Annotated in this window: 24 protein-coding genes; 4 read left to right on the forward strand and 20 right to left on the reverse strand. The window is 64.6% G+C overall.

The genetic code is table 11. The features are described from left to right. Positions 1–13: 13 nt before the first annotated feature. Positions 14–1039, reverse strand: a complete 1026-nt coding sequence (locus P6U28_RS22335) for an ABC transporter substrate-binding protein (protein WP_407119915.1) — start codon at positions 1037–1039, stop codon at positions 14–16. A 138-nt stretch (positions 1040–1177) separates the two neighbouring features. Between P6U28_RS22335 and P6U28_RS22340 the strand changes: the two genes are divergently transcribed. Beyond that, complete coding sequence (locus tag P6U28_RS22340; RefSeq protein WP_407119916.1) at positions 1178–1627, forward strand: cupin domain-containing protein; 450 nt, start codon at positions 1178–1180, stop codon at positions 1625–1627. A 205-nt stretch (positions 1628–1832) separates the two neighbouring features. Here the strand turns inward: P6U28_RS22340 and P6U28_RS22345 are convergent, their stop codons facing one another. After that, positions 1833–2621, reverse strand: a complete 789-nt coding sequence (locus P6U28_RS22345) for an ABC transporter permease (RefSeq protein ID WP_122402048.1) — start codon at positions 2619–2621, stop codon at positions 1833–1835. Then, positions 2621–3439 carry an ABC transporter ATP-binding protein gene (locus P6U28_RS22350; protein WP_122402047.1) on the reverse strand — a complete coding sequence of 273 codons (819 nt, stop codon included), beginning with the start codon at positions 3437–3439 and terminating at the stop codon, positions 2621–2623. Before P6U28_RS22350 ends, P6U28_RS22345 begins: the two co-directional genes overlap by 1 nt. Positions 3440–3584: 145 nt before the next feature. Here P6U28_RS22350 and P6U28_RS22355 point away from each other — a divergent pair, with 145 nt between their 5' ends. Further along, the gene (locus P6U28_RS22355) at positions 3585–4367 is read left to right on the forward strand and encodes an ATP-binding cassette domain-containing protein (protein WP_122402046.1); all 783 of its coding nucleotides are present in this window, start codon (positions 3585–3587) and stop codon (positions 4365–4367) included. Beyond that, positions 4364–5923 carry a glycine betaine ABC transporter substrate-binding protein gene (locus P6U28_RS22360; RefSeq protein ID WP_407119917.1) on the forward strand — a complete coding sequence of 520 codons (1560 nt, stop codon included), beginning with the start codon at positions 4364–4366 and terminating at the stop codon, positions 5921–5923. The genes P6U28_RS22355 and P6U28_RS22360 overlap by 4 nt, the downstream gene beginning before the upstream one ends. Before the next feature lie 31 nt (positions 5924–5954). Here P6U28_RS22360 and P6U28_RS22365 read toward each other — a convergent pair whose 3' ends face one another. The 11 genes from P6U28_RS22365 to miaA form a co-directional block, all read right to left on the reverse strand. Next, entirely contained in the window at positions 5955–6917 is a 963-nt protein-coding gene (locus P6U28_RS22365) for an ABC transporter permease (protein WP_129143989.1), read from the reverse strand. After that, positions 6907–7893: an ABC transporter ATP-binding protein gene (locus P6U28_RS22370; protein ID WP_407119918.1), complete on the reverse strand. Its 987-nt coding sequence runs from the start codon at positions 7891–7893 to the stop codon at positions 6907–6909. The genes P6U28_RS22365 and P6U28_RS22370 overlap by 11 nt, the downstream gene beginning before the upstream one ends. Next, the gene (locus tag P6U28_RS22375) at positions 7890–9056 is read right to left on the reverse strand and encodes an NEW3 domain-containing protein (protein WP_129143991.1); all 1167 of its coding nucleotides are present in this window, start codon (positions 9054–9056) and stop codon (positions 7890–7892) included. The genes P6U28_RS22370 and P6U28_RS22375 overlap by 4 nt, the downstream gene beginning before the upstream one ends. Positions 9057–9328: 272 nt before the next feature. After that, positions 9329–11041: a sulfatase-like hydrolase/transferase gene (locus P6U28_RS22380; RefSeq protein ID WP_407119919.1), complete on the reverse strand. Its 1713-nt coding sequence runs from the start codon at positions 11039–11041 to the stop codon at positions 9329–9331. Between the two features lie 950 nt (positions 11042–11991). After that, a complete protein-coding gene (ilvC, locus tag P6U28_RS22385) occupies positions 11992–13011 on the reverse strand; it encodes a ketol-acid reductoisomerase (protein WP_122402041.1) in 1020 nt (339 codons plus the stop codon). Between the two features lie 133 nt (positions 13012–13144). Continuing rightward, positions 13145–13747 (reverse strand): LysE family translocator, encoded by a 603-nt coding sequence (locus P6U28_RS22390; RefSeq protein ID WP_164936965.1) that lies wholly within the window; start codon positions 13745–13747, stop codon positions 13145–13147. A 7-nt stretch (positions 13748–13754) separates the two neighbouring features. Continuing rightward, on the reverse strand, positions 13755–14630 hold the full coding sequence (locus P6U28_RS22395) for an EamA family transporter (RefSeq protein WP_129143994.1): 876 nt from the start codon (positions 14628–14630) through the stop codon (positions 13755–13757). A gap of 48 nt (positions 14631–14678) precedes the next feature. Further along, positions 14679–15374 (reverse strand): class I SAM-dependent methyltransferase, encoded by a 696-nt coding sequence (locus tag P6U28_RS22400; protein WP_129143995.1) that lies wholly within the window; start codon positions 15372–15374, stop codon positions 14679–14681. Between the two features lie 3 nt (positions 15375–15377). After that, positions 15378–15920: an acetolactate synthase small subunit gene (gene ilvN, locus P6U28_RS22405; protein WP_061879307.1), complete on the reverse strand. Its 543-nt coding sequence runs from the start codon at positions 15918–15920 to the stop codon at positions 15378–15380. Positions 15921–16068: 148 nt separating this feature from the next. Then, entirely contained in the window at positions 16069–17844 is a 1776-nt protein-coding gene (locus tag P6U28_RS22410) for an acetolactate synthase 3 large subunit (RefSeq protein WP_129143996.1), read from the reverse strand. A gap of 329 nt (positions 17845–18173) precedes the next feature. Then, positions 18174–19115 (reverse strand): tRNA (adenosine(37)-N6)-dimethylallyltransferase MiaA, encoded by a 942-nt coding sequence (miaA, locus tag P6U28_RS22415; protein ID WP_407119920.1) that lies wholly within the window; start codon positions 19113–19115, stop codon positions 18174–18176. Positions 19116–19126: 11 nt separating this feature from the next. On the opposite strand from miaA, the gene serB reads away from it, so the two are divergent. Further along, positions 19127–20032, forward strand: a complete 906-nt coding sequence (serB, locus tag P6U28_RS22420; RefSeq protein WP_129143998.1) for a phosphoserine phosphatase SerB — start codon at positions 19127–19129, stop codon at positions 20030–20032. A gap of 147 nt (positions 20033–20179) precedes the next feature. Here the strand turns inward: serB and P6U28_RS22425 are convergent, their stop codons facing one another. The 6 genes from P6U28_RS22425 to P6U28_RS22450 form a co-directional block, all read right to left on the reverse strand. Then, positions 20180–21697: a Do family serine endopeptidase gene (locus tag P6U28_RS22425; RefSeq protein WP_129143999.1), complete on the reverse strand. Its 1518-nt coding sequence runs from the start codon at positions 21695–21697 to the stop codon at positions 20180–20182. Positions 21698–21839: 142 nt separating this feature from the next. Continuing rightward, a complete protein-coding gene (locus P6U28_RS22430) occupies positions 21840–22046 on the reverse strand; it encodes a DUF2065 domain-containing protein (RefSeq protein WP_025038031.1) in 207 nt (68 codons plus the stop codon). 71 nt (positions 22047–22117) lie between these two features. Further along, positions 22118–23014: a protease modulator HflC gene (hflC, locus tag P6U28_RS22435; RefSeq protein ID WP_122402033.1), complete on the reverse strand. Its 897-nt coding sequence runs from the start codon at positions 23012–23014 to the stop codon at positions 22118–22120. Continuing rightward, positions 23011–24147, reverse strand: coding sequence for an FtsH protease activity modulator HflK (hflK, locus tag P6U28_RS22440; RefSeq protein ID WP_129144000.1), 1137 nt, complete (start codon positions 24145–24147; stop codon positions 23011–23013). Before hflK ends, hflC begins: the two co-directional genes overlap by 4 nt. Positions 24148–24300: 153 nt before the next feature. Next, the gene (locus P6U28_RS22445) at positions 24301–24810 is read right to left on the reverse strand and encodes a dihydrofolate reductase (protein ID WP_129144001.1); all 510 of its coding nucleotides are present in this window, start codon (positions 24808–24810) and stop codon (positions 24301–24303) included. After that, positions 24810–25295, reverse strand: a complete 486-nt coding sequence (locus P6U28_RS22450; RefSeq protein ID WP_129144002.1) for a GNAT family N-acetyltransferase — start codon at positions 25293–25295, stop codon at positions 24810–24812. The genes P6U28_RS22445 and P6U28_RS22450 overlap by 1 nt, the downstream gene beginning before the upstream one ends. Positions 25296–25298: the final 3 nt, after the last annotated feature.

A 25298-nucleotide genomic window follows, 5' to 3' on the forward strand; every position in this document is an offset into this window, starting at 1 on the left:
GCCTTCGCGTCAGCTATTTGGCGGTCCCCGTCGTCTTCTTGGCCTGGTCGAAGAATTTGTTGGTGAAGGTCTTGCTGACCTCGATCTTGGCGTTCGCGACCTCGGGCGAACCGACGCTGAACACGGCGAGCACGGCATCGGCGCCCTTGGGGTCCATCTTGCCGGTTTCGGAGTACATCGGGATCGTGTTCTTCAGCGCGGCAAGATAGAGATCCTTGTTCTTGCCGACCGTCTCCTCCGGCATCTTCGCCATGATCTCCTCGGGCGAATGCGAATGGATCCAGGCGAGCGTGGCGAGGATCGCATTGGTGAGCGCCTGCGTTTCCTTCTCGTGGCCGTTGACCCAGGCTGCCGTCGAGTAAAGCGCGCCGCCCGGATATTCGCCGCCGAACGTCTCGAGTGTATCCTTCTGGGTGCGGGTATCCGAGAGGATGCGCAGATCCTTGTGGCTGCCCTGAAGCACGGTCACCGAAGGATCGAGCATCACGGCAGCATCGATCTGCCCCTGCTCCATGGCGGCGACCGCGGTGGCGCCGAGGCCGACGCCGATCACGGCGGCGCTGGTGGGATCAAGCCCGTTTTTCTTGAGCATATATTTGAGGAAGAAGTCGGTGGAGGAGCCGGGCGCACTCACACCCACCTTCTTGCCGGCAAGGTCCTTGACCGACTTGATGTCATTGGTGCGCGAGGGCGCGACGACCAGCACGAGGCCGGGATAGCGGTCATAGACCACGAAGGACTGCAGCTCCTGCTTCTTGGCCGCGAGATTGACGCAATGGTCGAAATAGCCGGAGACGACGTCGGCACTGCCGCCGAGCACGGCTTTCAGCGCATCCGAGCCGCCCTTGAGGTCGACCAGCTCGACATTGAGGCCGGCCTTCTCATATTCGCCAAGTTGCTTGGCCAGCACTGTCGGCAGATAGCACAGGCAGGAGCCGCCGCCGACCGCAATGGTGACCTTGCTTTGCGCCGCGGCAAATCCGGTGGTGACCGTCAGCGCAAGCAGCGCGCCGGCGAGCCTGGCAATCGTGTTCTTCATTGGTTTCCTCCGTTCGGCCGGCGGCACCATAGAGCAGCGGGGCGGGCTTGAGAAGCACTGCCGAAGTGGGCTGGCCATCGGTCTTTCGGCGCAATAGCATGCGCAGACAATAACAATTCCTAATGGGAAGGATCGTCCATGAATCGCCTTACAGCCAGCCTGTCGATCGCCGCCGCCTTTGCCGCCGGCTGCGGCGCAACTTACCTGCTCGGGCCGGCACTCGCCGCCGAGAGCATCACCGCGCAGATCATTCATACCGGCGAGATGGAAGGCGACGCGCTAGGCCCCGCCAACAAGGTTGGCTACCGCTCGAAGACGTTCATGACCGCCGACGGCGCCACTGTGTCAATCCAGGTCGGCAATGTGCCCAAGCACCTGCATCCCAACACCAACGAGATCCAGTACATCCTGGACGGGACCGGGACGATCTGGCTCGGCGACAAGGAGGTCACGGTGAAGCCAGGCGATCTCGTCATCATTCCGAAGGGCACGCCGCATGGCGGCACCAAGCCGATCAGCGGCCAGGTCAAGGCCATCGCGATCAAGACGCCGCCGCAGGCCCCCGATGACATCAAGCTGCTGGATTGATGGCTCTGCGCTCCCTCCCCCGCCTGCCAAGCGGGAGAGGGTTGGGGAGAGGGTGTCCCCGCGATGGGAGAATCGCCCGAAGGAGAAAACCCTCACCCGACGCTACGCCATAGCCGAGGCTTTGCCTCGGCGTGTTTTGAGATGACGGCCGCCAGAGGCGGCCTACGCCTCTCCCGCAAGCAAGCGGGAGAGGTGAACTTGGGCCCTACCCCCGCCCGTCCGACGCCATCGGCCGCCACACCAGCAGCCGCCGCTCCACCAGCGTCACGCCGAAGTCGATCAGGATGACGAAGGCCGACAGCACGAACATGCCGGCGAACACACCGGCAACGTCGAACACGCCTTCGGCCTGCTGAATGAGATAACCGAGGCCCGCCGCCGATCCCAGATATTCCCCGACGACCGCGCCGACCACGGCGAAGCCGACCGAGGTGTGCAGCGAGGAGAACATCCACGACAGGGCCGACGGCCAATAGACGTGCTGCATCAACTGCCGCTCGCTCATGCCGAGCATTCGGCCGTTGTCGAGCACGGTGCGGCTGACCTCCTTGACGCCCTGATAGACGTTGAAGAACACGATGAAGAACACCAGCGTGACGCCTAGCGCGACCTTCGACCAGATGCCGAGGCCGAGCCACAGCGCGAAGATCGGTGCCAGCACGACGCGCGGCAGCGCATTGACCATCTTGACGTAGGGGTCGAACACCGCGGCGACCAGCGGTTGGCGCGCGAACCAGAAGCCGACCAGCACGCCGCCGAGGGATCCGATCACGAAAGCCAGGATCGATTCCGCCAGTGTGATGCCGAGATGCTTCCAGATGACGCCGGAGGCGAACCATTTCACGATCTGGCTGAACACGTCGAAAGGGTTGGAGAAGAAGAACGGCGGCAGCAGGATCTTGCCGAACACGGGGATGGTCGACAGCACCTGCCACAGCACGATGCAGACGACCGCGACCAGGACCTGCAGCGCAAACAGCGTCGGGCGCGACATCAGACCGCCTCCACTGCCTGAGTGGATTGCACGTATCCCTTCATCACCTCGTCCTTCAGCACGCTCCAGATCTCGCGATGGAGCGCATGGAACTCCTTGTCGAGGCGCACCTCGAAGATGTCGCGCGGGCGCGGCAAGCTGACGCGCCAGTCGCCGATGATGCGCGAGGACGGCCCCGCGGACATGATCACCACGCGGTCGGCGAGCGCGATCGCCTCTTCCAGATCGTGCGTCACGAACAGCACGGCCTTGCGGTCGGCATTCCAGAGATCAAGCAGCAGATTGCCCATGACCTGGCGCGTCTGCGCGTCCAGCGGCCCGAACGGCTCGTCCATGAGGAGGATTTTCGGATCGCGGATCAGCACCTGCGCTAGCGCCACGCGCTTACGCTGGCCGCCGGAGAGCATGTGCGGATAGCGGCTGGCAAACGCGCCGAGACCGACGGAGGTCAGCCATTTCTGCGCCCGCGGCAGCGCCTCTGCGCGCGCCGTGCCCTTGATCTCGAGCCCGATCGCGACATTGTCGAGCGCGGTCTTCCAAGGGAACAGCGCGTCGGCCTGGAACAGGTAGCCGGCATCCTGGTTCAGTCCCGTCAGCTGCCGGTCGAATATCCTGACGCTGCCCGCCGCCGGCTTGAGCAGGCCGGCCGCGACATTGAGCAGCGTCGATTTCCCACAGCCGGTCGGGCCGACGATGGCGACGAACTCGCCCTGCGCGACCGCGAGATGCGCCTTCTCCACCGCCGTATAGACCCGGCCGTCCCCCAGCCGGAACGCGACCTTGGCATCTTCCAGCGCCACTGCCGTGGGCGTCGTCATGTGCTTCCTCCGAACTCAGGCCGATGCCTTAGCCGCTCGCGCGGCCAAGTTCAATCAAGGCGCCAAGCGTGCTACGCATGGGGACTTGCCGTGCTCTTACCCTCCCCTGGAGGGGCAGGGTAAGAGAAAAGCGAGCCCATCCGCGATGCCTTCCAAGCTGGCGATCAGCTACCAAGAGGTCACCAAGAGATTCGGCTTCCTCGCAGCCGTCGACGATGTGTCGCTCGACATTGCCGAGGGCGAGTTTCTGGCCATCGTGGGCGGGTCCGGCTCAGGCAAGACCACGCTGCTGCGGCTCACCAACCGGCTGATCGAGGCCGATGGCGGCACGGTCATGGTTGAGGGGGAAGACGTGCGGAGCGTCGATCCGGTCGCGCTGCGGCGCCGGATCGGCTACGTCTTCCAGAGCGGCGGGCTGTTTCCTCACTTAAGCGTCGCCGACAATATCGGGATCACGCCAAAGCTGCTGGGCGAGCCGGCAGTGGCGATCGCGGGGCGCATCGACGAACTGCTGGAGCTCGTGCAGCTCGACGGCGCATCGCATCGCGACCGTCTGCCAGAGGCACTCTCCGGCGGCCAGCGCCAGCGTGTCGGCGTGGCGCGGGCGCTCGCCGCAAAGCCCCGCATCGTGCTGATGGACGAGCCGTTTGGCGCACTCGATCCCCTCACCCGCGATGCGCTAGGCGAGGACTATCGCGCGCTACACCGCAAGCTCGGCCTGACCACCGTGATGATCACGCATGACATGACCGAGGCGATCCTGCTCGCCGACCGCATCGCAGTGATGCGCGGCGGACGATTGCTCGCGCAGGGTACGCCCGCGGAGCTCTCGAGCAGCAGCGACGACTACGTGCTGGAGCTGTTGAGCACGCCGCGGCGCCAGGTCGGGCGGCTGAATGCGCTGCTGCCGCAGAGCGGTGCGGCATGAGCCTCTTCACCGATCCGCGTTGGGGCGAGGCGCTGGGGCATCTGCCCGATTATCTCGGCAACCATGTGCGGGTAAGCCTCGCCGCGCTCGCACTTGGCCTCGCCGTCAGCCTGCCGTTGGCGATCCTGACCCGCAACCGTCCGGCGCCGCGCGGCATCCTGCTCGCGTTCGCCAGCATCGTGCAGACGGTACCGGGGCTGGCGCTGCTTGCGCTGTTCTATCCGCTGCTGCTGCTGGCTGCTTCCGTCACGCTGGCCTGGTTCGGCGTTTCCTTCTCCGCGTTCGGCTTCCTGCCGGCGATGCTGGCGCTGGCGCTCTATTCGATGCTGCCGGTCCTGCGCAACGGCATCACGGGCCTCAACGGCATCGATCCCGCGCTGATCGAAGCCGCAAAGGGTGTCGGCATGACGGCACGGCAATCGCTGCTCATCGTCGAGCTGCCGTTGGCGCTGCCGGTGATGATGGCGGGCATCCGCACCGCCGCTGTGTGGGTGATCGGCACAGCCACGCTGTCCACGCCGATCGGGCAGACCAGCCTCGGCAATTACATCTTTGCCGGGCTCCAGACCCAGAACTGGGTGTTCGTGCTGTTCGGCTGCCTGGCCTCGGCGCTGCTCGCGCTCGCCGTCGATCAGTTGCTTGGCCTGATCGAAAACGGCTTGCGCCACCGCAGCCGCTTGCGCAGCGGTCTCGGCGCGATCGGAATCGCGGCGCTGGTCGCCGCAACGCTGGTGCCGACCATGGGACGCCCGTCGTCAGGCTATGTGGTCGGCGCAAAAACCTTCGCCGAGCAATATGTGCTGTCGGCGCTGATGAGGGACCGCCTCCAGGCGGCAGGCCTCTCGGCCACCGCGCGGTCGGGCCTCGGCTCGAGCGTGATCTTCCAGGCGCTGAAGGCGGGGGACATCGATCTCTATGTCGACTATTCCGGCACGCTCTGGGCCAACCAGCTCCACCGCACCGACATCAAGCCGCGCGCCGAGCTGGTCGCCGAGCTGAAGACGGCGCTCGCGAAGGACAACATCACGCTGCTCGGCGAGCTCGGCTTCGAGAACGCTTATGCGCTGGTGATGCCGAGACGGCGCGCCGAGGCGCTCGGCATCCGCACCATTGCCGACCTCAGCGGACATGCCTCGACACTGTCGATTGCCGGCGACTACGAATTCTTCTCCCGCCCCGAATGGGCGGCGCTGCAAAAGGCCTATGGACTCCCGTTCCGCGCCCAGCGCCAGATGCAGCCGGATTTCATGTATGCGGCCGTCGCCAGCGGCGAGGTCGACGTCATCGCCGGCTACACCAGCGACGGTTTGATCGCGAAATACGACCTCGTCACGCTCGACGATCCCCGCCACGCGATTCCGCCCTACGACGCGATCCTGCTGCTGGCGCCGAAACGCGCCGGCGACGAACGGCTCAAGGCTGCGCTGCAGCCGCTGCTCGGCAAGATCGACATCGCCATCATGCGCGAGGCGAACTTGCGCGCCAGCGGCAATGATGCGAACTCCTCGCCCGATGCGGTCGCCCGATGGCTGTGGGAGCAGATCGCGCGACGCTAGGGCAGAATTCGTCTAGCTGACCGCGATCGGTTCACGCCCGCACCTCCTGGCGCTGGAACAGCACGTAGCCGAAAGCGAACAGCACGATGGTGCCCGCGATCAGGCCGACCGTTTGCGGCCAGGCGATCATGACGCTCTCGCCGAATGGGAGCGGTGATCCCATGACGGCGCCGCGAAGCTGGTCGAGGAACACCGGGCCGAGCGTGCGCGTGGTCGGCGAGAGCACGGCGAGCATCGCCTCTCCGAACAGGTCGTTGGGCGACAGCCGCAGCAGCTCCTGCGTCCAGATCGCGGTGGCCGGATCATTGAGCCCGAGCAGCGCGTAGCGCGGATCGGCCGGAGCGATTGCCTGCGCGAGCGCCGGGGCCAGCATCGGCCAGAGCACGGCCAGGAACAGCCAGATGCCAAGCGAAACCAGCGCCGCAGTCGCCGGCGAGCGGAACACGATCGATAACAGCATGGCCAGCGAGAGCCAGACACCGGCATAGAAGATCGCCACGACCAGGAACACCATCGAGCGTGCGATCTCCTCGCCGCCGGGCGGCACCCCGAGAAAGATCAGGCCGAGACCGATCACCAGCAACCACAAGGCAGCGAGGCTGATGCCGATGGTGGCGAGGGCTGCGAGGAATTTTCCCATCAGCAGCGCATCGCGATAGATCGGCTGCGCCAGGATGCGCGACAACGTCCGCCGGTTGTGCTCGCTGTTGATGGCATCGAAGCCGAGCCCGATCGCCATCAGCGGGATGAGGAATCCGAGGATGGCGACGAAGGACGGCAGGGGCGCCTTGTCGATGGTGAAGAGGCGGAGCAGCAGGAACGGATCTTCGGCCGTGTTCTGCCTGAGGCTGCTGATCGCCCCGTAGAGCGCGGCGAGCGCCGTGAAGACGATCAGGAGCTCCAGCATCAGCATGCGGATGCTGGAGAGATGATCGGCGAGCTCCTTGACGAAGACGGTGGACAGCCCGCGGAACGGTGAACCCTCACGCCGCATGGCGAACATCTCCCCTGGGCCTGATCTGGAAATGGCGCGCGTAGATCGCCTCGAGACTTGGCTCGTCGATCGACAATCTGCGCAAGTCACCACCGACCGTGACCACGGCGCGTGCCGCGTCCGGCCGCACGTCGCGCTCGGCAGTCATGCGGAAGCGATCGACGCCCAGGGTGTCGACCTGGGTCACACCGGGGATCATTGCGAGCCGCCGGGCTATACCGAGTCCGTCGGCCTTGACTTCCACGACGAAGCCGGCACCGAGCACCTTGACTGCGAGCTCCGGCACCGCACCCATCAACACGATGCGTCCGCCCTGGAACAGCGCGACCCGGTCGCAGATGCGTTGCACCTGGTCGAGCATGTGGGACGACAGCAGCACCGTGATGCCCTCGGCCTTCAATTCTCCGATCAATCCCAGGAACTCCTGCGTCGCCTGCGGGTCGAGGCCCGACGTCGGTTCGTCCAGGATGGCGATCTCGGCCCGCTTCACGATGATCTCGGCCAGACCCAGCCGCTGCCGCATGCCACGCGAGAAGGTCGCGACCCGCTTTGAGGCGACTTCCGCGAGGCCCACCCGCGCCAGCGCCGCCTCGATCCGCCGCGCGCGCTCAGCGCGCGCCAGTCCCATCAGTTTCGCCGTATAGGCGAGGTTTTCCGCGGCGGTGAGATGATCGTAGAAGCCGACCGCATCGGGCAGATAGCCGACGCGCTGCTTGACCTTCAGCGGCTCGCGGGCTGGATTGAAGCCGAGCACGCTGACCTCGCCCGATGATATCTCGGTTAATCCCAGCATCATCAGGATGGTCGTGGTCTTGCCCGCGCCGTTCGGGCCGAGCAGGCCGAACACCTCGCCGCGCGCGATGTCGAAGTCGATGCCGTCGACGACGGCCGTAGCGCCGTAGCGCCGCGTCAGTCCGCGCGCGGCGATGACGGGATCCGGTGCCGTCCCTCGGCTGTCCGTTGATTGATTCCTCATCGCCGTCCGAACCTCGCGACTGCACCCAACATCAGCAGGAGCGCGACACCGATGACGCCGGCACCTGCCATGCCCCATACGGTCGAAGTGCCGACGGTGATGCGGAACTGGCCGGAGGCGTTCTCGCCGCGCGATGTGGCGCGGATCGTGGCTTGGTAATCACCGGCCAGCGACTTGTCGCTGGGCGTGATCAACGCCTGCACCTCACCGTCCTTGCCCGGCACGAGCCGCTCGATGGTCGCCGGCTCGAATGTCACCTTCCATCCACTCGGCGCCGTTCCGGCCAGCGTGATATTCTCCGCCGGAGCAGTGCCGGAATTGGTCACGACGATCGGGATCGAGCTCTGCTTGCCGGCGACCGCACGCGCACTCAACAGACCGTCGCGGCCGGAGATCTGGAGCTGCGGCTGGCCGACGATGTCGAGCGCAAGCTCGGTGGAGGCAGAGGCATCCTCCGCCTTCACGGTCACCTTGACCGGGAAGTGACCGGCGTCGATCGTCGTGGGCGGGCGCACCTTCAGCTTGATGTCTTTGGACTGACCCGCATCGATCGGAATCGACGAGAGCTCCTGGGTGCCGTAAGCCTCGGTGAACGATGTCTCGAAATTGACGGGAGCCTCTGCTGCAAAACTGGCGACGAGATTGCGGCCGGAATCATTCTTGATCGAGAGCGTATAATCGAAATTGGATTTCGGGCTGCCGCGCAGCGACGGCAGGCTGGACTTCACGCTGAGCTTGGCCGGCAGCTCCTTGGCGAGCGAGACCGCAACCGGGAGTTCGGCCGTTGTGCCCTGCCCTTCGGCCTTGACCGTGAGCGTATGCGGGGCGAGATCGTTGCCTGCGGGCACGTCGAGCCTGAGCTGCAGCGCGACACTGCCGTCGGGGGCCGGCATCGCGGCGCCGACCGGCTGACCGCCGCCGAGTAGCGTCGCGGTCCAGCCGCTCGGCACGCCCGCCACCGAAAGCTGGTAGCGCTGCGGCGCGAGACCATAGTTCTGCAGACGCAGGGAGATGTTGGTCGTGGTCCCCGGCCGTACCGTGACCGCCGGATAGTCGGTCATGAGATAAAGCCCCTTGATGTCGTGCGCAGCTTCGGCCGCATGGGCAGCCGGACTCAGCAGCACGAGGGCAAATGCAAGACGCGCAGCATCAAGCGCTCGCATGGACGACACTCCTGCAAGGAAGGATGGATCAGGGATGGGCTTCGCACCGCCGGAAAGACCATTTGGCGGCGTGTCGGATGATGGAAGCAATCGTGACGAAGTTTTGGAAGCGAAGCGCCCTGCCAGTTACAAGTCTGTGATTGCAGGCATTTTTGCCTCAGACTTTAGTTCGAAGTCGGCGTGCAGGCGCGAGAGATGACGATGTCGCAGTGCAACGGATCGCCGCTCGGCCGGACCCGGGGCGGCGATGATGCTCGAAGGACATCGTGCCGCTAAAGCTCTCTGATCATCCCGGCGTCGATCAGCAGCCGATTGAGCCGACGCGCCTCGGCGCCATCCTTGCAGCCGTAGAAGATGCCCTTGCAGCGGAGCATGATCTCCTTCTGCTCGGCGAAGGACGGATCGAGCGGGATGCCGGCAGCTTCCTGGATCACCAGCGGCAGATAGGGGCCGTCGATCGTGTCCATCACGGCCGCGCTTCTGACCGGCTCGAAGTTGACGGCGTCGATGGCGTAATAGGTCGCGTAGAGGCGCGGATCGTAGACATCGAGCTTCTTGCCGATCGCCCCCTCATCGAGCCCGGGCTCGAGCAGGTGCGGCGCAAACTCGGGCTGGTGATCGCCATAGCGCACGATCAGGAAGGGCTCACCCGGAAAGCTCTTCTTCAGGCCCGCGACGAATGCCTTGTATTGCTCGGCGCTCATGGCCTGACGACGCAGATATTCGTCGATGGACGGCGCATTGCCCGGCGCGCGCCAGTTCGGCAGCAGGTCGGGACGGAAACGGGTCTCCCAGGGAAAATGATTGGCACCGAGATAGATGAAGGTGAACAGCGGCTTGTTCGGCGGCTGCTGCCCCATCAGCTGAAGCGCCTTGTCGTAGAAGAAGCTGTCGGGCTCCACATCCTTGGCGCCGAGATCCTTGGAGTCGAGGAAACGCTCGATGCCGGTCGTCATCTGGAAGCTACGCGCGCCCATGAAGCCGCCATGGGCGGGATAGAGCGACAGCGTATCATAGCCGCAACGGCGTAGCGACAGCGGCAGGCCGCGCTCGACCCGGTTCGAGGCGATGCGCGTCACGAAATAGGCGAAGCGGCCGAACGAGCGCGAGGAGAGTCCCGCGAGCACATTGTATTCGGTGAACCAGCTCGGCCCGCCATTGCTCTCGGCGAGGAACGTGCGCTGCCTGCCGTCCCAGGATTTGAAGTGGCCGCCATAGCCCTGGGGCACCTTGACGCCCTGCGCGGCGCGGATGTCGAAGCTCGACTCATCATGGATCATGATGATGTTCGGCCGCCGGCCGGCGGGATGGCAGGAATCGACCAGCGGCATGTTGAGCCGCTCGTCGGTCGAGGCAGCCGATTCCATGAAGCCGTACTGCGCGAAGTCGGAGACGGCGGTGACGGCGGAGCGGAAGAATTTCGAGAGATAGCCGTCATCGTAGTAGCCGCGCCAGGCCTCCTCCGGGTGAGAGAGCGAATAGGCGACCAGGGCGGCAAGACAGGCAAGCTTGCAAGCGAGTGCCGGCAGGCGGCGGATGCGGAACGGGTCGAGCCACCACAGCGCATACATCAGCGGCAGCGTGACGAGACCGGCTGATATCACCGACCAGCGCAAATTCGGGAAGATCGTGAACAGGAACGCGACGGTGTCGCGATCGATCATCATCAGGTCGATGAAGTTGGCCGTCATCTGCACGACGTCGTGCTTGAGCCGCGACAGCAGCACCAGCACCACAACCAGGGTCAGCGACAGCGCCCCCGACAGCGCCGGCCGGCGCAGGAGGGTGATCCAGAAGAAGTTGAGGATGCCCCAGGCCAGCGCGAAGGACAGGCGCGAGCCGAAATCCGTCTCAGTCTCGTACATCAGCGCGAGCGCCGCCAGATGCGGCGCGGCAACGGCGAGCAGCCGCCAGATGCCGAGCGCGGCGACGCTCGCCAGCACGGTGGTCGCGGCAGAAGGACCTGGATTGGGCGCGGACGCCATCGACGACACGCAACTCTGGTCCGGCGCAGTGATGCCAAGCCGTCTGGCCGGCCTGAAAACGGCCAGGGCGTCCGGGGCAGCCGGCTGCACCGTTTCATAAAACTGTAGTGGAACTGTCGCGGACAGGCAACGTGCGGCGCGATCCGACCTTGGCTTAATGTTAGCGGCCGGCGAACGAAAGCCGTAGACCAAGGCCCGGCGGAGATGGCCTTGCGCACGCTCGCGATGGGCCGCCGCCCGCGCGGGCAAACCGTCGCGGCGGGCTGAACGGCCGCCTTACTGCGCCAGCAGCCCGAGCCGCTTGGCGATGATGCGCCCGATCAGAAACTTCGCGACGGCCCAGCCGATGCCTGTGGACGCACCGGTGATGACACAGATCGCATGGTCCCCCGCCCTCCAGTTCCGGCGATCATGTCGGAGAAAGGTGCCAGGACGCAATCGTGGTTCGCGATACGCGTGATGAGACTGTAGATGAAGAGCCGAATGCTTGCCTCTGAAGAGGCAGGCGTTTTGGTGCTGCAGTAGCAGCGACGAGAATCCGAGAACCGACGCGAGGTCAAGAAAGTGGTTTAAGCGTCAGTTCTTCGCGTTAAGGCTGTACTTCAGCTCGCGAAGAATTTGAATGAAGCAGCAATACTTGGCGCGGGAAATGAAAGAGCGAACGCTCTTTGTGAGCCAACACTAATCGCGAAGGCTTAAGATTTGGTTCGACGCGCGATGCTCGTGTCTTCGCTCGTGTCCCGGACAAGCGCAGCGAAGCAGAGCGCAGAGCCGGGACCCGGAAGCCGCAATGGGCCCGGCTCGGCAGCGCACCACTTGCGTGATGCGCTGCGTCCGAGGAACGGTGACTTAAAGCGCGATGAGATTTGGATGAATCGTCATCGCGCTTTAGCTTGTTGTTCACGCATGATCTTTCCGGAAAACCGCTTCGCACTTTTCCGGATCATGCTTTAGTTCTTGCTCTTGTCGACCAGCGCGCCCTTCTTGATCCAGGGCATCATGTCGCGCAGCTTTGCGCCAACTTCCTCGATCGGGTGCGCGGCGAGCTTGGCGCGGGTCGCCTTGAACGAGGTCTGGTTGACCTTGTTCTCGAGCATCCAGTCGCGCGAGAATTTGCCGGACTGGATGTCGTTGAGAACCCGCTTCATCTCCTTCTTGGTCTCTTCGGTGATGATGCGCGGACCGGTGACATACTCGCCGTACTCGGCGGTGTTGGAGATCGAGTAGTTCATGTTGGCGATGCCGCCTTCATAGATCAGGTCGACGATCAGCTTCACTTCGTGCAGGCACTCGAAATAGGCCATCTCCGGAGCGTAGCCGGCTTCGACCAGGGTCTCGTAGCCACCCTTGATCAGCTCGACCAGGCCGCCGCAGAGCACGACCTGCTCGCCGAACAGGTCGGTCTCGCACTCTTCCTTGAAGGTGGTCTCGATGATGCCGGCACGGCCGCCGCCGATCGCGGAGGCGTAGGACAGGCCGAGGTCATGGGCGTTGCCCGAGACGTCCTTGGCGATCGCGATCAGGCAGGGTACGCCGCCGCCGCGCTGATACTCCGAGCGCACGGTGTGGCCGGGGCCCTTCGGCGCGATCATCAGCACGTCGAGGTCGGCGCGAGGATCGAGCAGGTTGAAGTGGACGTTGAGGCCGTGCGCGAACACGAGGGCAGCGCCCTTCTTCATGTTGTCGTGCAGGTGCTCGCGATAGATGTCGCCCTGAAGCTCGTCCGGGGTCAGCATCATCACGAGGTCGGCCCATTTGGCAGCTTCCGCAACTTCCAGCACCTTAAAGCCGGCAGCTTCCGCCTTCTTGGCCGAGGCCGAGCCCTTGCGCAGCGCAATGGCGACTTCCTTGACGCCGGAATCCTTCAGGTTGAGCGCATGGGCGTGGCCCTGGCTGCCATAGCCGACGATGGCGACCTTCTTGCCCTTGATCAGGTTCAGGTCGGCGTCGCGATCGTAATAAACACGCATAGTCGTTTCCTCGTTCAGGGCCAAAAATCGGCCAATGGTCAGTGTCCGAAGGGTGAAATTTGCGGATTTCGGGGGCTGTCTAGAGCATTTTCAGCCCCGAGGGAAACCCGTTTCTGCATGGAAATCCGCGACATCATGCATCCATGAAAACGGGGTAGAGGGAAGCGAGCAGCAGGATAGCCATCAGGATATTGAAGGCGCGGACCAGCCGCTCAGAGGTCAGGATCGGCCGCAACGCGGTGCCGAACAACGCCCAGACCACGGTCGAGACCGTGCCGACGACGAGGCTGATTACGGTCTGGATAGCGATATTGAGCGGGAATTGGGCGATCGCAGCATAGGCGGTGATGGTACCGATCACGATCACCCAGCCCTTGGCATTGATCCACTGGAACATGGCCGCGCCCCAGAAGGTCATCGGGCCACGGGCCTTCTCCTCGCCCGACTTGGCCGGACCGGACATCGCGATCACGGCGGCCAGGTAGATCAGGTAAGCGGCGCCGGCATATTTCAGGACGGTCTGGAGGATCGGATAGGCCACGAACACGGTGCCGAGCCCGAGACCGACGGTCGCGACCATGAAGGCAAAGCCGATGACGATACCGACGATGTGCGGAATGGTGCGGCGGAAGCCATAGGTCAGACCGGAGGACAGCAGCATGATGTTGTTCGGCCCGGGCGTGAAGTACATCACCACCATGAAGGCCAGGAACGCATAGAATAGCGAGAAGGCCATGTTCACCTCACGCGGTCTTCGGCAGGACTTGCGGGCGCTTCGCCAGCACCATCACGGCGATACCACCGATCACGGTCAGCATGCCGGCGAGCCGCAACGGTCCGAACCGCTCGCCGAATACGATGCTGGAGGCAGCCGAGCCGACGAACGGCACCAGCAGCGCGAACGGCACCACTTGCGCGGCCGGATAGTCACGCAGCAGGCGGCCCCACAGCCAATAGGCGATGCAGGTGGAGATACCGCCGAGCATCAGCATGCAGAGAATCGATGTCAGCGATATGTGCGTCAGCGAAGTCCAGGTCGGCGCCGGCCCGTTGGCGATCAGTGCCAGCACGAACAGCGGCACCGCCGAAGCGAGGCACAGCCACGCGAACAGATCGAACATCGGCACGCCGCGCGCGCCGCGCAGCAGGAGATTGCCGACGGCAAAGCTGAGCGGCGATATCATCAGCACCGCGAAGGCCGCGACGCTGAAATCATAGCCGACTGTGCCGCAGATCATCAGCAGGCCCGCCGCTGCAATGACGATGCCCAGCGTCTGCACCGGCGTCGGCCGCTCGCCGAACGCGAGCGCTGCGAAGCCGATCGTGAACAGCGCCTGGCTCTGCACGACGACGCTGGTCAGTCCCACCGGCACGCCGTGAGCGATGCCGTAGGCCTGAGACAGGAACTGGCCGAGGAACAGCGTGAAGCTGATCGCGATCAGCCGCGACCAGGCGACCTTCGGCTTGGGAATGAACAGGCACGGCACCGCGGCGATCGTAAAGCGCAATGCCGTCATCAGCTCCGGCGAAAGCTCGTCGAGCGCGATCCGGCTCGCCACGAACGCAAACCCCCAGATGATCGCCACCATGACGGCGATGAGGATGTCGGCCGGCTTCATTGTTGTTTCCGGTTCTGCTTGCCGTGCAGCCCTGTCTATTGTTCTGGTCTAGCCTTGCTCGCCGGCTTTCGGTTTCCGCAGCAGATACGTGCCATGCATGGGGGCGTGGTAGTCGGCCGAGACCAGCACGAAGCCGACGTCGGTCAGCATCCGCTCCATCACCCAGCCGAAGGTGGAATATTCGTCGCGCATATGCGTCACCACGCTCTCCCGCGCGAAATCGTGATTCTTGATCTGGAAATCGGCCCATTGCTCGACGTCGCGTTCGACCGCGTCGGGCATCGCGGTATAGACGATGTCGCGAAGATAGAAGCTCGCACCCGGCTTCAGGGCGCGATAGATCCGCGACATCGCCACCGCCTTCCAGAAATCGGGCAGATGGTGCAGCGTGAACTCGCTGACGATCAGGTCGTAGGACTCCGGACAGTAGGCGAAGCTGAGCAGGCCTGCGGACTGGGTGCGAACCGGCGCCTTGCGGTCGCGCGCGTAGATCTCAGCGAGCGCCAGCATCGCGGGCGATATGTCGATGGCGTCGACCTCGGCGCCCATCAGCGCGGCTTCGGTCGCCAGCACGCCGTTGCCGCAGCCGATATCGGCGATGCGCCAGCTGCGCTGGACCCCGAGCATTTTCAGCGCGGCGCGCGCCCGCAGATCGGCATCGTCATGATTGTCGTAGATCGAGGCCACGGCGGGCTCGATCCCCATCCGATTCCGCTCGTTATAGTACCAGTCGCGCGCCAGCATGGTTCACATCCCTTCAGGCCCGCGGCCGATCGCGGCAACACCGGTGCGCGACACTTCGACAAGGCCGAGCGGGCGCATCAAGTCGATAAACTGGTTGATCTTGTCCGTATTGCCAGTGATCTCGAACACAAAGCTCTCGGTGGTGGCGTCGATCACCCGGGCGCGGAACGCGTCCGCCAGCCTGAGCGCCTCGACCCGATGCTCGCCCTGGCCGCGCACCTTCACCATCGCCAGCTCGCGCTCGATCGAGCGCTTGGTCAGGGTCATGTCGACGACGCGGTACACCGGGATCATGCGGTCGAGCTGGTGCTTGATCTGCTCGATCACCATCGGCGTGCCCGTGGTGACGATGGTGATGCGCGACAGATGCTTCTGAGCCTCGGTCTCCGAGACCGTGAGGCTCTCGATGTTGTAGCCGCGGCCCGAGAACAGGCCGATGACGCGCGCGAGCACGCCCGGCTCGTTCTGCACGAGCACAGCGAGCGTATGTGTCTCGTTGGGATCGTGACGGTCCTCGATGAAATAGGCGGATGCGGGCTGGTTCATTGTCGTCCCCTCTATTCTTCGTCGTCATGTCCCGTGAAGGCGAAGGGGCATCCAGTAACCACCAGCGTCGAGGCCCCCAAATCTGTCGCGGCGTGCTGGATCGCCCGGTCAAGCCGGGCGATGACAGCGGAGTTTGTGACCATCGCGCTCACACCAGCGCCTTGCCGCCGGCGAACGCCTTGGCCGTGGCCTCGTCATTTGCCTGCTCCGGCAGCAGCATCTCGTTATGCGCCTTGCCCGAGGGGATCATCGGGAAGCAGTTTTCGAGCGCGGCGACGCGGCAGTCGAACAGCACCGGACGCTTGACCGAGATCATCTCCTTGATGGCGCCATCGAGATCGGCCGGCTTGTGCACCTGGAGGCCGACGGCGCCATAGGCTTCCGCGAGCTTGACGAAGTCGGGCAGCGCTTCGGAGTAGGAATGCGACAGGCGGTTGCCATGCAGCAGCTGCTGCCACTGACGCACCATCCCCATGTACTGGTTGTTGAGGATGAAGATCTTGATCGGCAGCTCATACTGAACCGCCGTCGACATCTCCTGCATGGTCATCTGCACCGAGGCGTCGCCCGCGATGTCGATGACGAGGCTGTCCGGATGCGCGACCTGCACGCCGACCGCAGCCGGCAGGCCGTAGCCCATGGTGCCGAGACCGCCCGAGGTCATCCAGCGATGCGGCTCCTCGAAGCCGTAGAACTGCGCCGCCCACATCTGATGCTGGCCGACCTCGGTCGTGATGTAGGTATCCTTGCCGCGCGTCTGTTCGAACAGGCTCTGGATCGCGTGCTGCGGCAGGATGACGTCGTTGCTCTTCTTGTAATAGAGCGAGTTGCGGGCGCGCCATTGCGCGATCTGCTGCCACCACGACTTGATGTCGGGCTTCTTCGCCTCGGCCTTGAACACCTGGAGGATGTCGCCGAGGATATTGCCGCAATCGCCGATGATCGGCACGTCGACCCGGATGTTCTTGTTGATCGAGGACGGGTCGATGTCGATGTGGATCTTCTTCGAGCCCGGCGAGAACGCATCGACACGGCCGGTGATGCGGTCGTCGAAGCGCGCGCCGACGCACAGCATGACGTCGCAATCATGCATGGTCATGTTGGCTTCGTAAGTGCCGTGCATGCCGAGCATGCCGAGCCAGTTCTTGCCCGATGCCGGATAGGCGCCCAGACCCATCAGCGTCGAAGTGATCGGAAAACCGGTAACCTCGACCAGCTCGCGCAAGAGCTTGGTCGCCTCGGGGCCGGAATTGATCACGCCACCGCCGCTGTAGATCACAGGACGCTTGGCACTGGCCAGCAGCGCCACGGCTTTACGGATCTGCGTCGCATCGCCCTTCAGGCGCGGCGCGTAAGAGCGGTGCACATCGGACTTGCGCGGCGGGTGATAGGTGCCGGTCGCGAACTGCACGTCCTTGGGAACGTCGACCAGAACCGGGCCCGGACGGCCGGAGGTTGCGACATAGAAGGCCTCATGCAGCACCTTGGCGAGATCATTGACGTCGCGCACCAGCCAGTTGTGCTTGGTGCAGGGCCGCGTGATGCCGACGGTGTCGCATTCCTGGAACGCGTCGTTGCCGATCAGATGCGTCGGCACCTGGCCGGAGATGCAGACCAGCGGGATCGAGTCCATCAGCGCGTCGGTGAGCGGCGTCACCATGTTGGTGGCGCCGGGACCGGAGGTCACCAGCGCAACGCCGGGCTTGCCGGTGGAACGCGCATAGCCCTCGGCGGCATGGCCCGCGCCCTGCTCATGGCGGACCAGGATGTGCTGGATGTGGCTCTGCTGAAAGATCTCGTCATAGATCGGAAGCACCGCGCCGCCGGGATAACCGAAAATGTCGGTCACGCCGTGATCGATGAGCGCACGGACGATCATTGCGGCGCCGGTCATCTGGTTCGGATCGTGGCTCTTGTCGCTCATTGGCTTGCTCCGGATGCGCTGTTGCCAGCGGCTTCATTCGTGTCGGGTTCGGGAAATAAAAAAGGCCCCGAAGAGGGCCCACGCACACCGCCTGTCTTGTGGATGGCAGCTAGCCACCCCCGGCGGTGTGCCTGGGTACGACGGCGATAAGGAGTTTGGTAATAATGTTACGCATGGCAGGCGCTCGGCTTCCCAAAGGTTGCGCGAAACATAGCGGCCAAACCCTGGATGTCAAGGCAATGCGGCCGTTCCTGCGCGATTTCTGGAGTGTAGCGGTGTTCCCGGAGTTCGGCGAGAGGTAAATTCGGGAACCCGGGCACAAACGCGTGTCAGCCAGGGTCCTCAGTCGCGCTCACCATCGTCGCCAGCCACCCCCTCGCCTCATTCGGCCTCACCCACTCGAATTCCGGCAATTGGTGCCGGAACCAGGTGAACTGGCGCTTGGCATAATGGCGGGTATCGGCCCGGCCGATCCCAGCGGCCTCCTCCAGGCTCAGCCCGCCGCGCAGATGCCGGATCAAGGCCGGCACCCCATGGGCCTTCATCGCCGGCAGCAGCGGATCGAGGTGTCGGGCGGCGAGCCGCTCGACTTCCCTGAGCGCACCGGCACCCAGCATAGCATCGAAGCGGGCATCGATGCGGGCATACAGCTCGTCGCGTTCGGGGGCGAGAAACACCGCGCGAAAACTGTCTTTCGGCAGCAGCGGTGGCTGCCCCTCCTGCTGCCAGTCGAGCAGCGAACGCCGGGTTGCCTCGATCACCTCAAGCGCGCGCGCAATCCGGGTGCGGTCGCGCAGGTTCAACCGCTCGGCCGCGGGCGGATCGCGGCGCGCGAGTTCCGCGTGCAGCGCCTCGACGCCGTTCCGTTCCAACCGCGCGCGTACATCGTCGCGCACCTCGGCAGGGATCGGCGGCACCACGGAGAGACCGGCCGTCAACGCCTTGAAATAGAGCCCGGTCCCGCCGATGAAGATCGGCAGACGCCCCTGAGCCCTTGCTCCATCGAGCGCCTTCGCCGCGTCGCTTACCCAGGCACCAGCCGAGAAGTTCACGGCGGCATCGACATGGCCATAAAGGCGATGCGGCACGAGCGCCTCATCCGCCGCTGTCGGCCGCGCCGTGATGATGCGCAGGTCGCGGTAGACCTGCATGGAATCGGCATTGATGACGACGCCATCGGTGGCGAGCGCAAGCTCGAGCGCCAGCGCCGACTTGCCGCTGGCGGTCGGGCCTGCGATAAGCACGGCCTTGCCTGAATGCCCCTCGCTCACGAAAACCTCAAATGTCCCTCGTTGCCACGCTGATCTGCAACCCTGACAATCCCGCGCTCGACTCGACCATCGTCGACGGCGCCCGCGCCGTGCTGCCTCAGGCAGCTCCCGCGCACTGGCTGTTCGACGGGGTTGCGGTCGACATTCCCTTCGGCGTCGACAGTAACCTCGAAGGCGACCGCCACGCCATCGAGCAGCGGTTGCGCGAGCTCCGCGGCGACCTGCCCATCGACATCGTCGTGCAGCCAGTCGGCTTCCGGCGCAAGAAGCTTTTTCTCGCCGACATGGATTCCACCATGATCGGCCAGGAGTGTATCGACGAGCTCGCCGATTTCGTCGGGGTGAAGGCGCATGTCGCAGGCATCACCGAGCGTGCGATGCGCGGCGAGATCGAGTTCGAGCCAGCGCTGCGCGAGCGCGTCGCGCTGCTCAAGGACCTGCCGGCCAGCGCGGTCGACGAGGTGCTGGCCAAGCGCATCACGCTGACGCCGGGTGGTAGGACACTGGTCGCGACCATGCGCGCCCATGGCGCCTACACCTGCCTCGTCTCGGGCGGTTTCACGCTATTCACGACCGCGATCGCCGCCAAGCTCGGCTTTCAGGAGAACCGCGCCAACGAGCTCGTCGTGCGCGACGGCAAGTTCACCGGCGAGGTGAAGGAGCCGATCCTCGGCCGCGCCGCAAAGCTTGCGACGCTGGTGGACCTGATGGAGTCGTTCGATCTCGACGACATCGACTCGGTCGTGGTCGGCGACGGTGCCAATGATCTCGGGATGATCCAGGCGGCGGGGCTCGGCGTCGCCTATCACGCCAAGCCTGCGGTGGCCGCTGCCGCGGGCGCGCGGATCGATCATGGCGATCTCACCGCGCTGCTCTATGCGCAGGGGTATCGGCGCGACGAGTTCGTGGAGGGGTAGCCTCGCCGTCGTCAGCCCTTGTTGCTGGCTCAGCAGCCGTAGGATGGGCAAAGGCGCGCTTGCGCCGTGCCCACCACTCTTGCCGCGATGTTGGAAAGGTGGTGGGCACGCTTTGCTTTGCCCACCCTGTACGAGACCGTACTGCGACTACTGCACGCTCAGCGCGACAAACCGCAGCTCGCCGTCGGCGTTGGAGACCAGCAGCAGCACCGATTTCTTGCCGTCCTTCTTGAGCTGATCGACCCGCTTCTGAATGTCGGCCCCGCTCGACACTGCCTCCTGCGCCACCTCGACGATGACATCGCCGGCGGACAGGCGCTTCTCGGCCGCGTCCGAATTGGCGTCGACGCTGGTGACCACCACGCCTTTGACGCTGTCCTTGATCTTGTAGCGCGTGCGCAGATCCTTGTTCAGCGTTGCGAGATCAAGGCCGAGCGCCTTCTGCGTCACGGGCTTCTCCGGCGCCGGCTCGTCGGTCTTCACCGCAGCCTGCACCTTTTCGGGATCCTGGAGGCGGCCCAGCGTGACCTTCTTGGTCTCTTCCTGACCTTTGCGGATGATGACGACATCGACCTCCTTGCCGACCGCGGTGTCCGCGACGACGCGGGACAGGTCCTTCGGGTCCTTGACGTCCTTGCCGTCGAACTTGACGACCACATCGCCGGGCTCGATGCCGGCGGGCTTGGCCGGGCCCTTATCGTCGACGCCGGCGACCAGCGCACCGCGCGCCGGCTTGATGTTGAGACTCTCGGCGATCTCGTCGGTGACGCTCTGGATGCGCACGCCAAGCCAGCCACGGCGCAGCTCGCCGAACTGGCGGAGCTGGTCGACGACGCCCACCACCGTCTTCGACGGCACGGCGAAGCCGATGCCGATGGAACCGCCGGAGGGGGAAATGATCAGCGTGTTGACGCCAATGACGTCGCCGTCGAGGTTGAACAGCGGGCCGCCGGAATTGCCGCGGTTGATGGAGGCGTCGGTCTGGATGTAGCTGTCATATGGCCCTGAGGAGATGTCGCGGTTCTTGGCCGAGACGATGCCGGCGGTCACCGTGCCCCCGAGGCTGAAGGGATTGCCGATCGCGATCACCCAGTCGCCGAGGCGCAGCTTGTCGGAGTCGCCGAACTTCACCGCGACCAGCGGCTTCGGCGGCTTGATCTTGAGCACGGCGAGATCGGTCTTCTTGTCGACCCCGACCAGCTCGGCCTTGATCTTGGTGCCGTCGTTGAGGATGACGTGGATCTCATCGGCGTCCGCAATGACGTGGTTGTTGGTGACGACGACGCCCGATGCGTCGATGATGAAGCCGCTTCCGAGCGAGTTGGTTTTGCGCGGCGGGTTGTTGTCACCGCCCTTGCTGCCACCACCGGGGCCCCGACGGTTCTTGAAGAAGTCGTCGAAGAACTCCTCGAACGGCGAGCCGGGCGGCAATTGCGGCATGGTGTTGCTGCCGCCGCCCTTGGCGTCGACCGTCTGCGAGGTCGAGATGTTGACGACCGCGTCGATCACCTTCTCGGCGACGTCGGCGATGCCATCCGGTCCGCGCGCATAGGCTGGCGTGCCGAACGCGCTGAAAGCACCGACGGCGAGCGCGGCCAGCCCAATTCGCACACCAAGTCGCACGCGACGGCGCGAGTGGGACGGGGCAGTGGTGGCAGCGGTCATTGTGATCTCCAGACAAAGGGATTCGGCGCCAGACTGCGCTCGAACGGGGGCACGGCGCAAGCGCGGAGCTTAACGGGCTTCAAGAGCCCGATAATAGGGCGAAAACCAGTCCGGCGCCTTCACTTTGGCGTTGGCTTGATAGCTAAATTGGGCGCCGCATAACCCAGATCAGGACCAGGCCGGCCACGGCCGAGCCGATCCCGACCGCCCGCAGGATGTTGTCCGGCGTGGCGATGGCGCTCTTCATGGCTTTGCGCATCCAGTTGGGACTGGCCGCGAACATCAAGCCTTCCAGCACGAACAGGATGCCTAGGCCGATGAGGAAGTCGGCGAACGCAATGGACCTCATCGGAATGGAACCTCCCGTTATGCTGTTCTTGTCCGGGCAAAGCGCGGCGAGATCCGCCGCCCTTGTCTAGCTTACGGCTTAGCCGGCGTCTCGGTTGCCGTCTTGCCGGACGGGTGACCGAAGTACCGGAAGAAATCCGATTCCGGCCGCAGCAGGAAGCGGGTGTCGCTCGCACGCAGCCCGTTCTCGTAGGCCGTCATCGACCGGTAAAAGGCGAAGAAGTCGGCGTCCTTGCCGTAGGCTTCCGCAAACAGGCGGTTGCGCTCGGCATCGCCCGCGCCGCGGGTCTGCTCGGCCTGCGAATTGGCTTCCGCGATGATGACTGTCGCCTCACGGTCGGCCTTGGACTTGATCTCCTGAGCCTTCTGTCCACCCTGTGCACGGAACTCGGCCGCCTCGCGCTCGCGCTCGGTCTTCATGCGCTGGTAGACCGCCTGGCTGTTCTGCTCCGGCAGGTCGGCGCGGCGGATCCGGACGTCGACCACCTGAATGCCATAGCCGTCGGCCTCGTGGTCGAGCTGGTCGCGGATGCGCAGCATCAGCTTCTCGCGGTCGTCGCGAACCACGTTGATGAAGGTGACCTCGCCGAGCACGCGGCGCAGCGCCGCGTTGAGGAGCGTGGTGAGCTGGATGTTGGCGGCCTGGATCGAGCCGACGCTCTGATAGAAGCGCAGCGCGTCCTTGATGCGATAGCGCGCGAAGGCGTCGACCACGAGCCGCTTCTGGTCGGACGCGATCGCTTCCTGCGACGGGTTCTCGAGGTCGAGGATCCGCTTGTCGATGTTGATCACCGAATTCCACGGTGCCTTGAAATGCAGGCCGGGAGCGGTGACGACGTCGACGGGCCTGCCGAACTGGAGCACGATGGTCTGCTCGGTCTGCTGCACCGTGAACAGTGACATGTAGGCCACGATCAGGACCAGGAGCAGCCCGAGCAGCGTGGCGAAACCTGTAACCGGAGACCTCATCGGCTGCCTCCGCTCGACTGCGGACCGGTCATAGGTGTCCGCTTGGGCGCCAGTTCGGGAAGCGGCAGATAGGGCACGACGCCTTGGCCTGAGGGGCCGCCGTCATAGACGAGCTTGTCGGCGCCGCCGAGCACGCGCTCCATCGTCTCCAGATAAATCCGTTCTCGGGTCACGTCGGGCGCCTTCTTGTATTCGTCGTAAATCTTCAGGAAGCGCGCGCTCTGGCCCTTGGCCTCGGCAACCGCCTGCTCCTTGTAGCCTTCGGCATCCTGCAGGATCTTGGCCGCGCGTCCGCGCGCCTGCGGCACCACTTGGTTGGCGTAGGTCTGCGCTTCGTTCTGCAACTGCTCCTGATTGGCGCGCGCCGCCTGCACGTCGCGGAAGGCATCGATCACTTGGGCGGGCGGATCGACCTTCTGCATCTGCACCTGGGTGATCTGAATGCCCGCTCCGTAGCTGTCCAGAGTTCTCTGGATCAGTTCCTGCACCCCCTGCTCGGTGACGTTGCGTGCTCCGGTCAGGATCGGCTGGATCTGCGAGCGGCCGATCACCTCGCGCATCGCGCTCTCGGCGACCGCTTTCACGGTGCCTTCGGGATTCTGGATGTTGAAGAGGAAGTCGCCGACGCCGTCCGGCTTGATGCGCCAGAGCACCGTGAAGTCGACGTCGACGATGTTTTCGTCGCCTGTCAGCATCAGGCTCTCTTCCGGGACGTCACGTATGGAGCGGCCGCGACGCGCCGGATCTTCGATCAGCGTCATACCGATGGAGATGGTGTTGACGCGCAGCGCCTTGGGCAGCAGCACTGTCTCGATCGGATAAGGCAGATGATAGTTCAGGCCGGGCTGCACGGTGCGGACATGCTTGCCGAAGCGCAGCACGACGCCGAGTTCTTCGGACTGCACGCGGAAGAAGCCCGACAGCAGCCAGAATGCGACGATCAGCAGGATGATCAGCGTGATACCGATGCCGGAGAAATAACCACCCGGCATGATCTGCTGGAGGCGGTCCTGGCCGCGCCGCAGAAGATCCTCCAGATCCGGCGGTCTCGGCCCGACCGGTTGCGGACCTGAGCCCCATGGTCCCTTTGGACCCGAGCCCCATGGGCCACCGCCCTGATTCTTCCACGGCATTCGACGCTCTCCTCGGCAGGGTGGAATTGCCCCCGCCCGCTTTGTCCGGTCCGGCTTTATAGGGGACAGGCAGGTCCCTTACAACGCGGCCTGGGCCGTCCTCCGAGCTATGCTTGGGCACGAAAAAGTCAATGTAAACATTGACGAATGCGGTTAATGGCGGGGGCGCCGACGATATGTCACATAGGAGAAGTCAGCGCTGTCGTCGGGGCCGGCAGGATGGCGGATGCGCTCAATCTCGTCCCAATCAGCCTTGTCGATGTCGAAATGCGTGTCGCCTTCCGGCCGCGCATGCACTTCGGTGATTTCGAGGCGATCGGCGCGATCGAGCCATTGCCGGTAGATCTCGGCGCCGCCGATCACCGCGATCTCAGTGACCGAACGCCGCAGGGCATCGCCGAGCGCAACCGCAGCCGCAGCCGCTCCCGACGTCGTAACAATGGCGCCACTGGCGCGATAGGCCGCATCGCGCGTGATCACGATGTTGGTGCGGTCCGGCAGCGGCCGGCGCAGGGATTCGAAAGTCTTGCGGCCCATGATCACCGGCTTGCCGATCGTGAGCGCCTTGAAGCGGGCCATGTCGGATTTCAATCGCCACGGAATGGCGTTGCCCGCGCCGATGACGCCGTTCTCCGCGATGGCGACGACAAAGACGATCTCCATCAGGGCGCGCTCCCGGCAAGCCGCGTCAGCGCAGGCCCGGTGACGCGGCACAGCGTCCAGTCGTCCATCATGACCGCACCGAGCGATTTGTAGAACGCGATCGACGGTGCGTTCCAGTCCAGCACCGCCCATTGCAGGCGCGACCAGCCGTTCTCGACGCACTCCCTCGCGAGATAGACCAGCAGCGCCTTGCCGAGCCCCCTGCCCCGATGCGACGGCCGCACGTAAAGATCTTCGAGATAGATGCCGTGGCGGCCGCTGAAGGTGGAGAAATTTGCAAACCACACCGCGAAGCCGACCGGCTCGCCGTTCCACTCGGCGATCGCGCAATAGAGCTGCGGCCTCTCGCCGAACAGCGCCTCCGCGATGTCAGCCTCGGTCGCCTCGACCTCGTGCGAAAGCTTTTCGTACTCGGCGAGCTCGCGGATGAAAGCAAGAACGAGCCCGGCTTCGCCGGCGCGCGCGCGGCGGATGTTGACCGACATCTG

Source organism: Bradyrhizobium sp. STM 3561, assembly GCF_045571455.1.
Classification (GTDB): domain Bacteria; phylum Pseudomonadota; class Alphaproteobacteria; order Rhizobiales; family Xanthobacteraceae; genus Bradyrhizobium; species Bradyrhizobium vignae.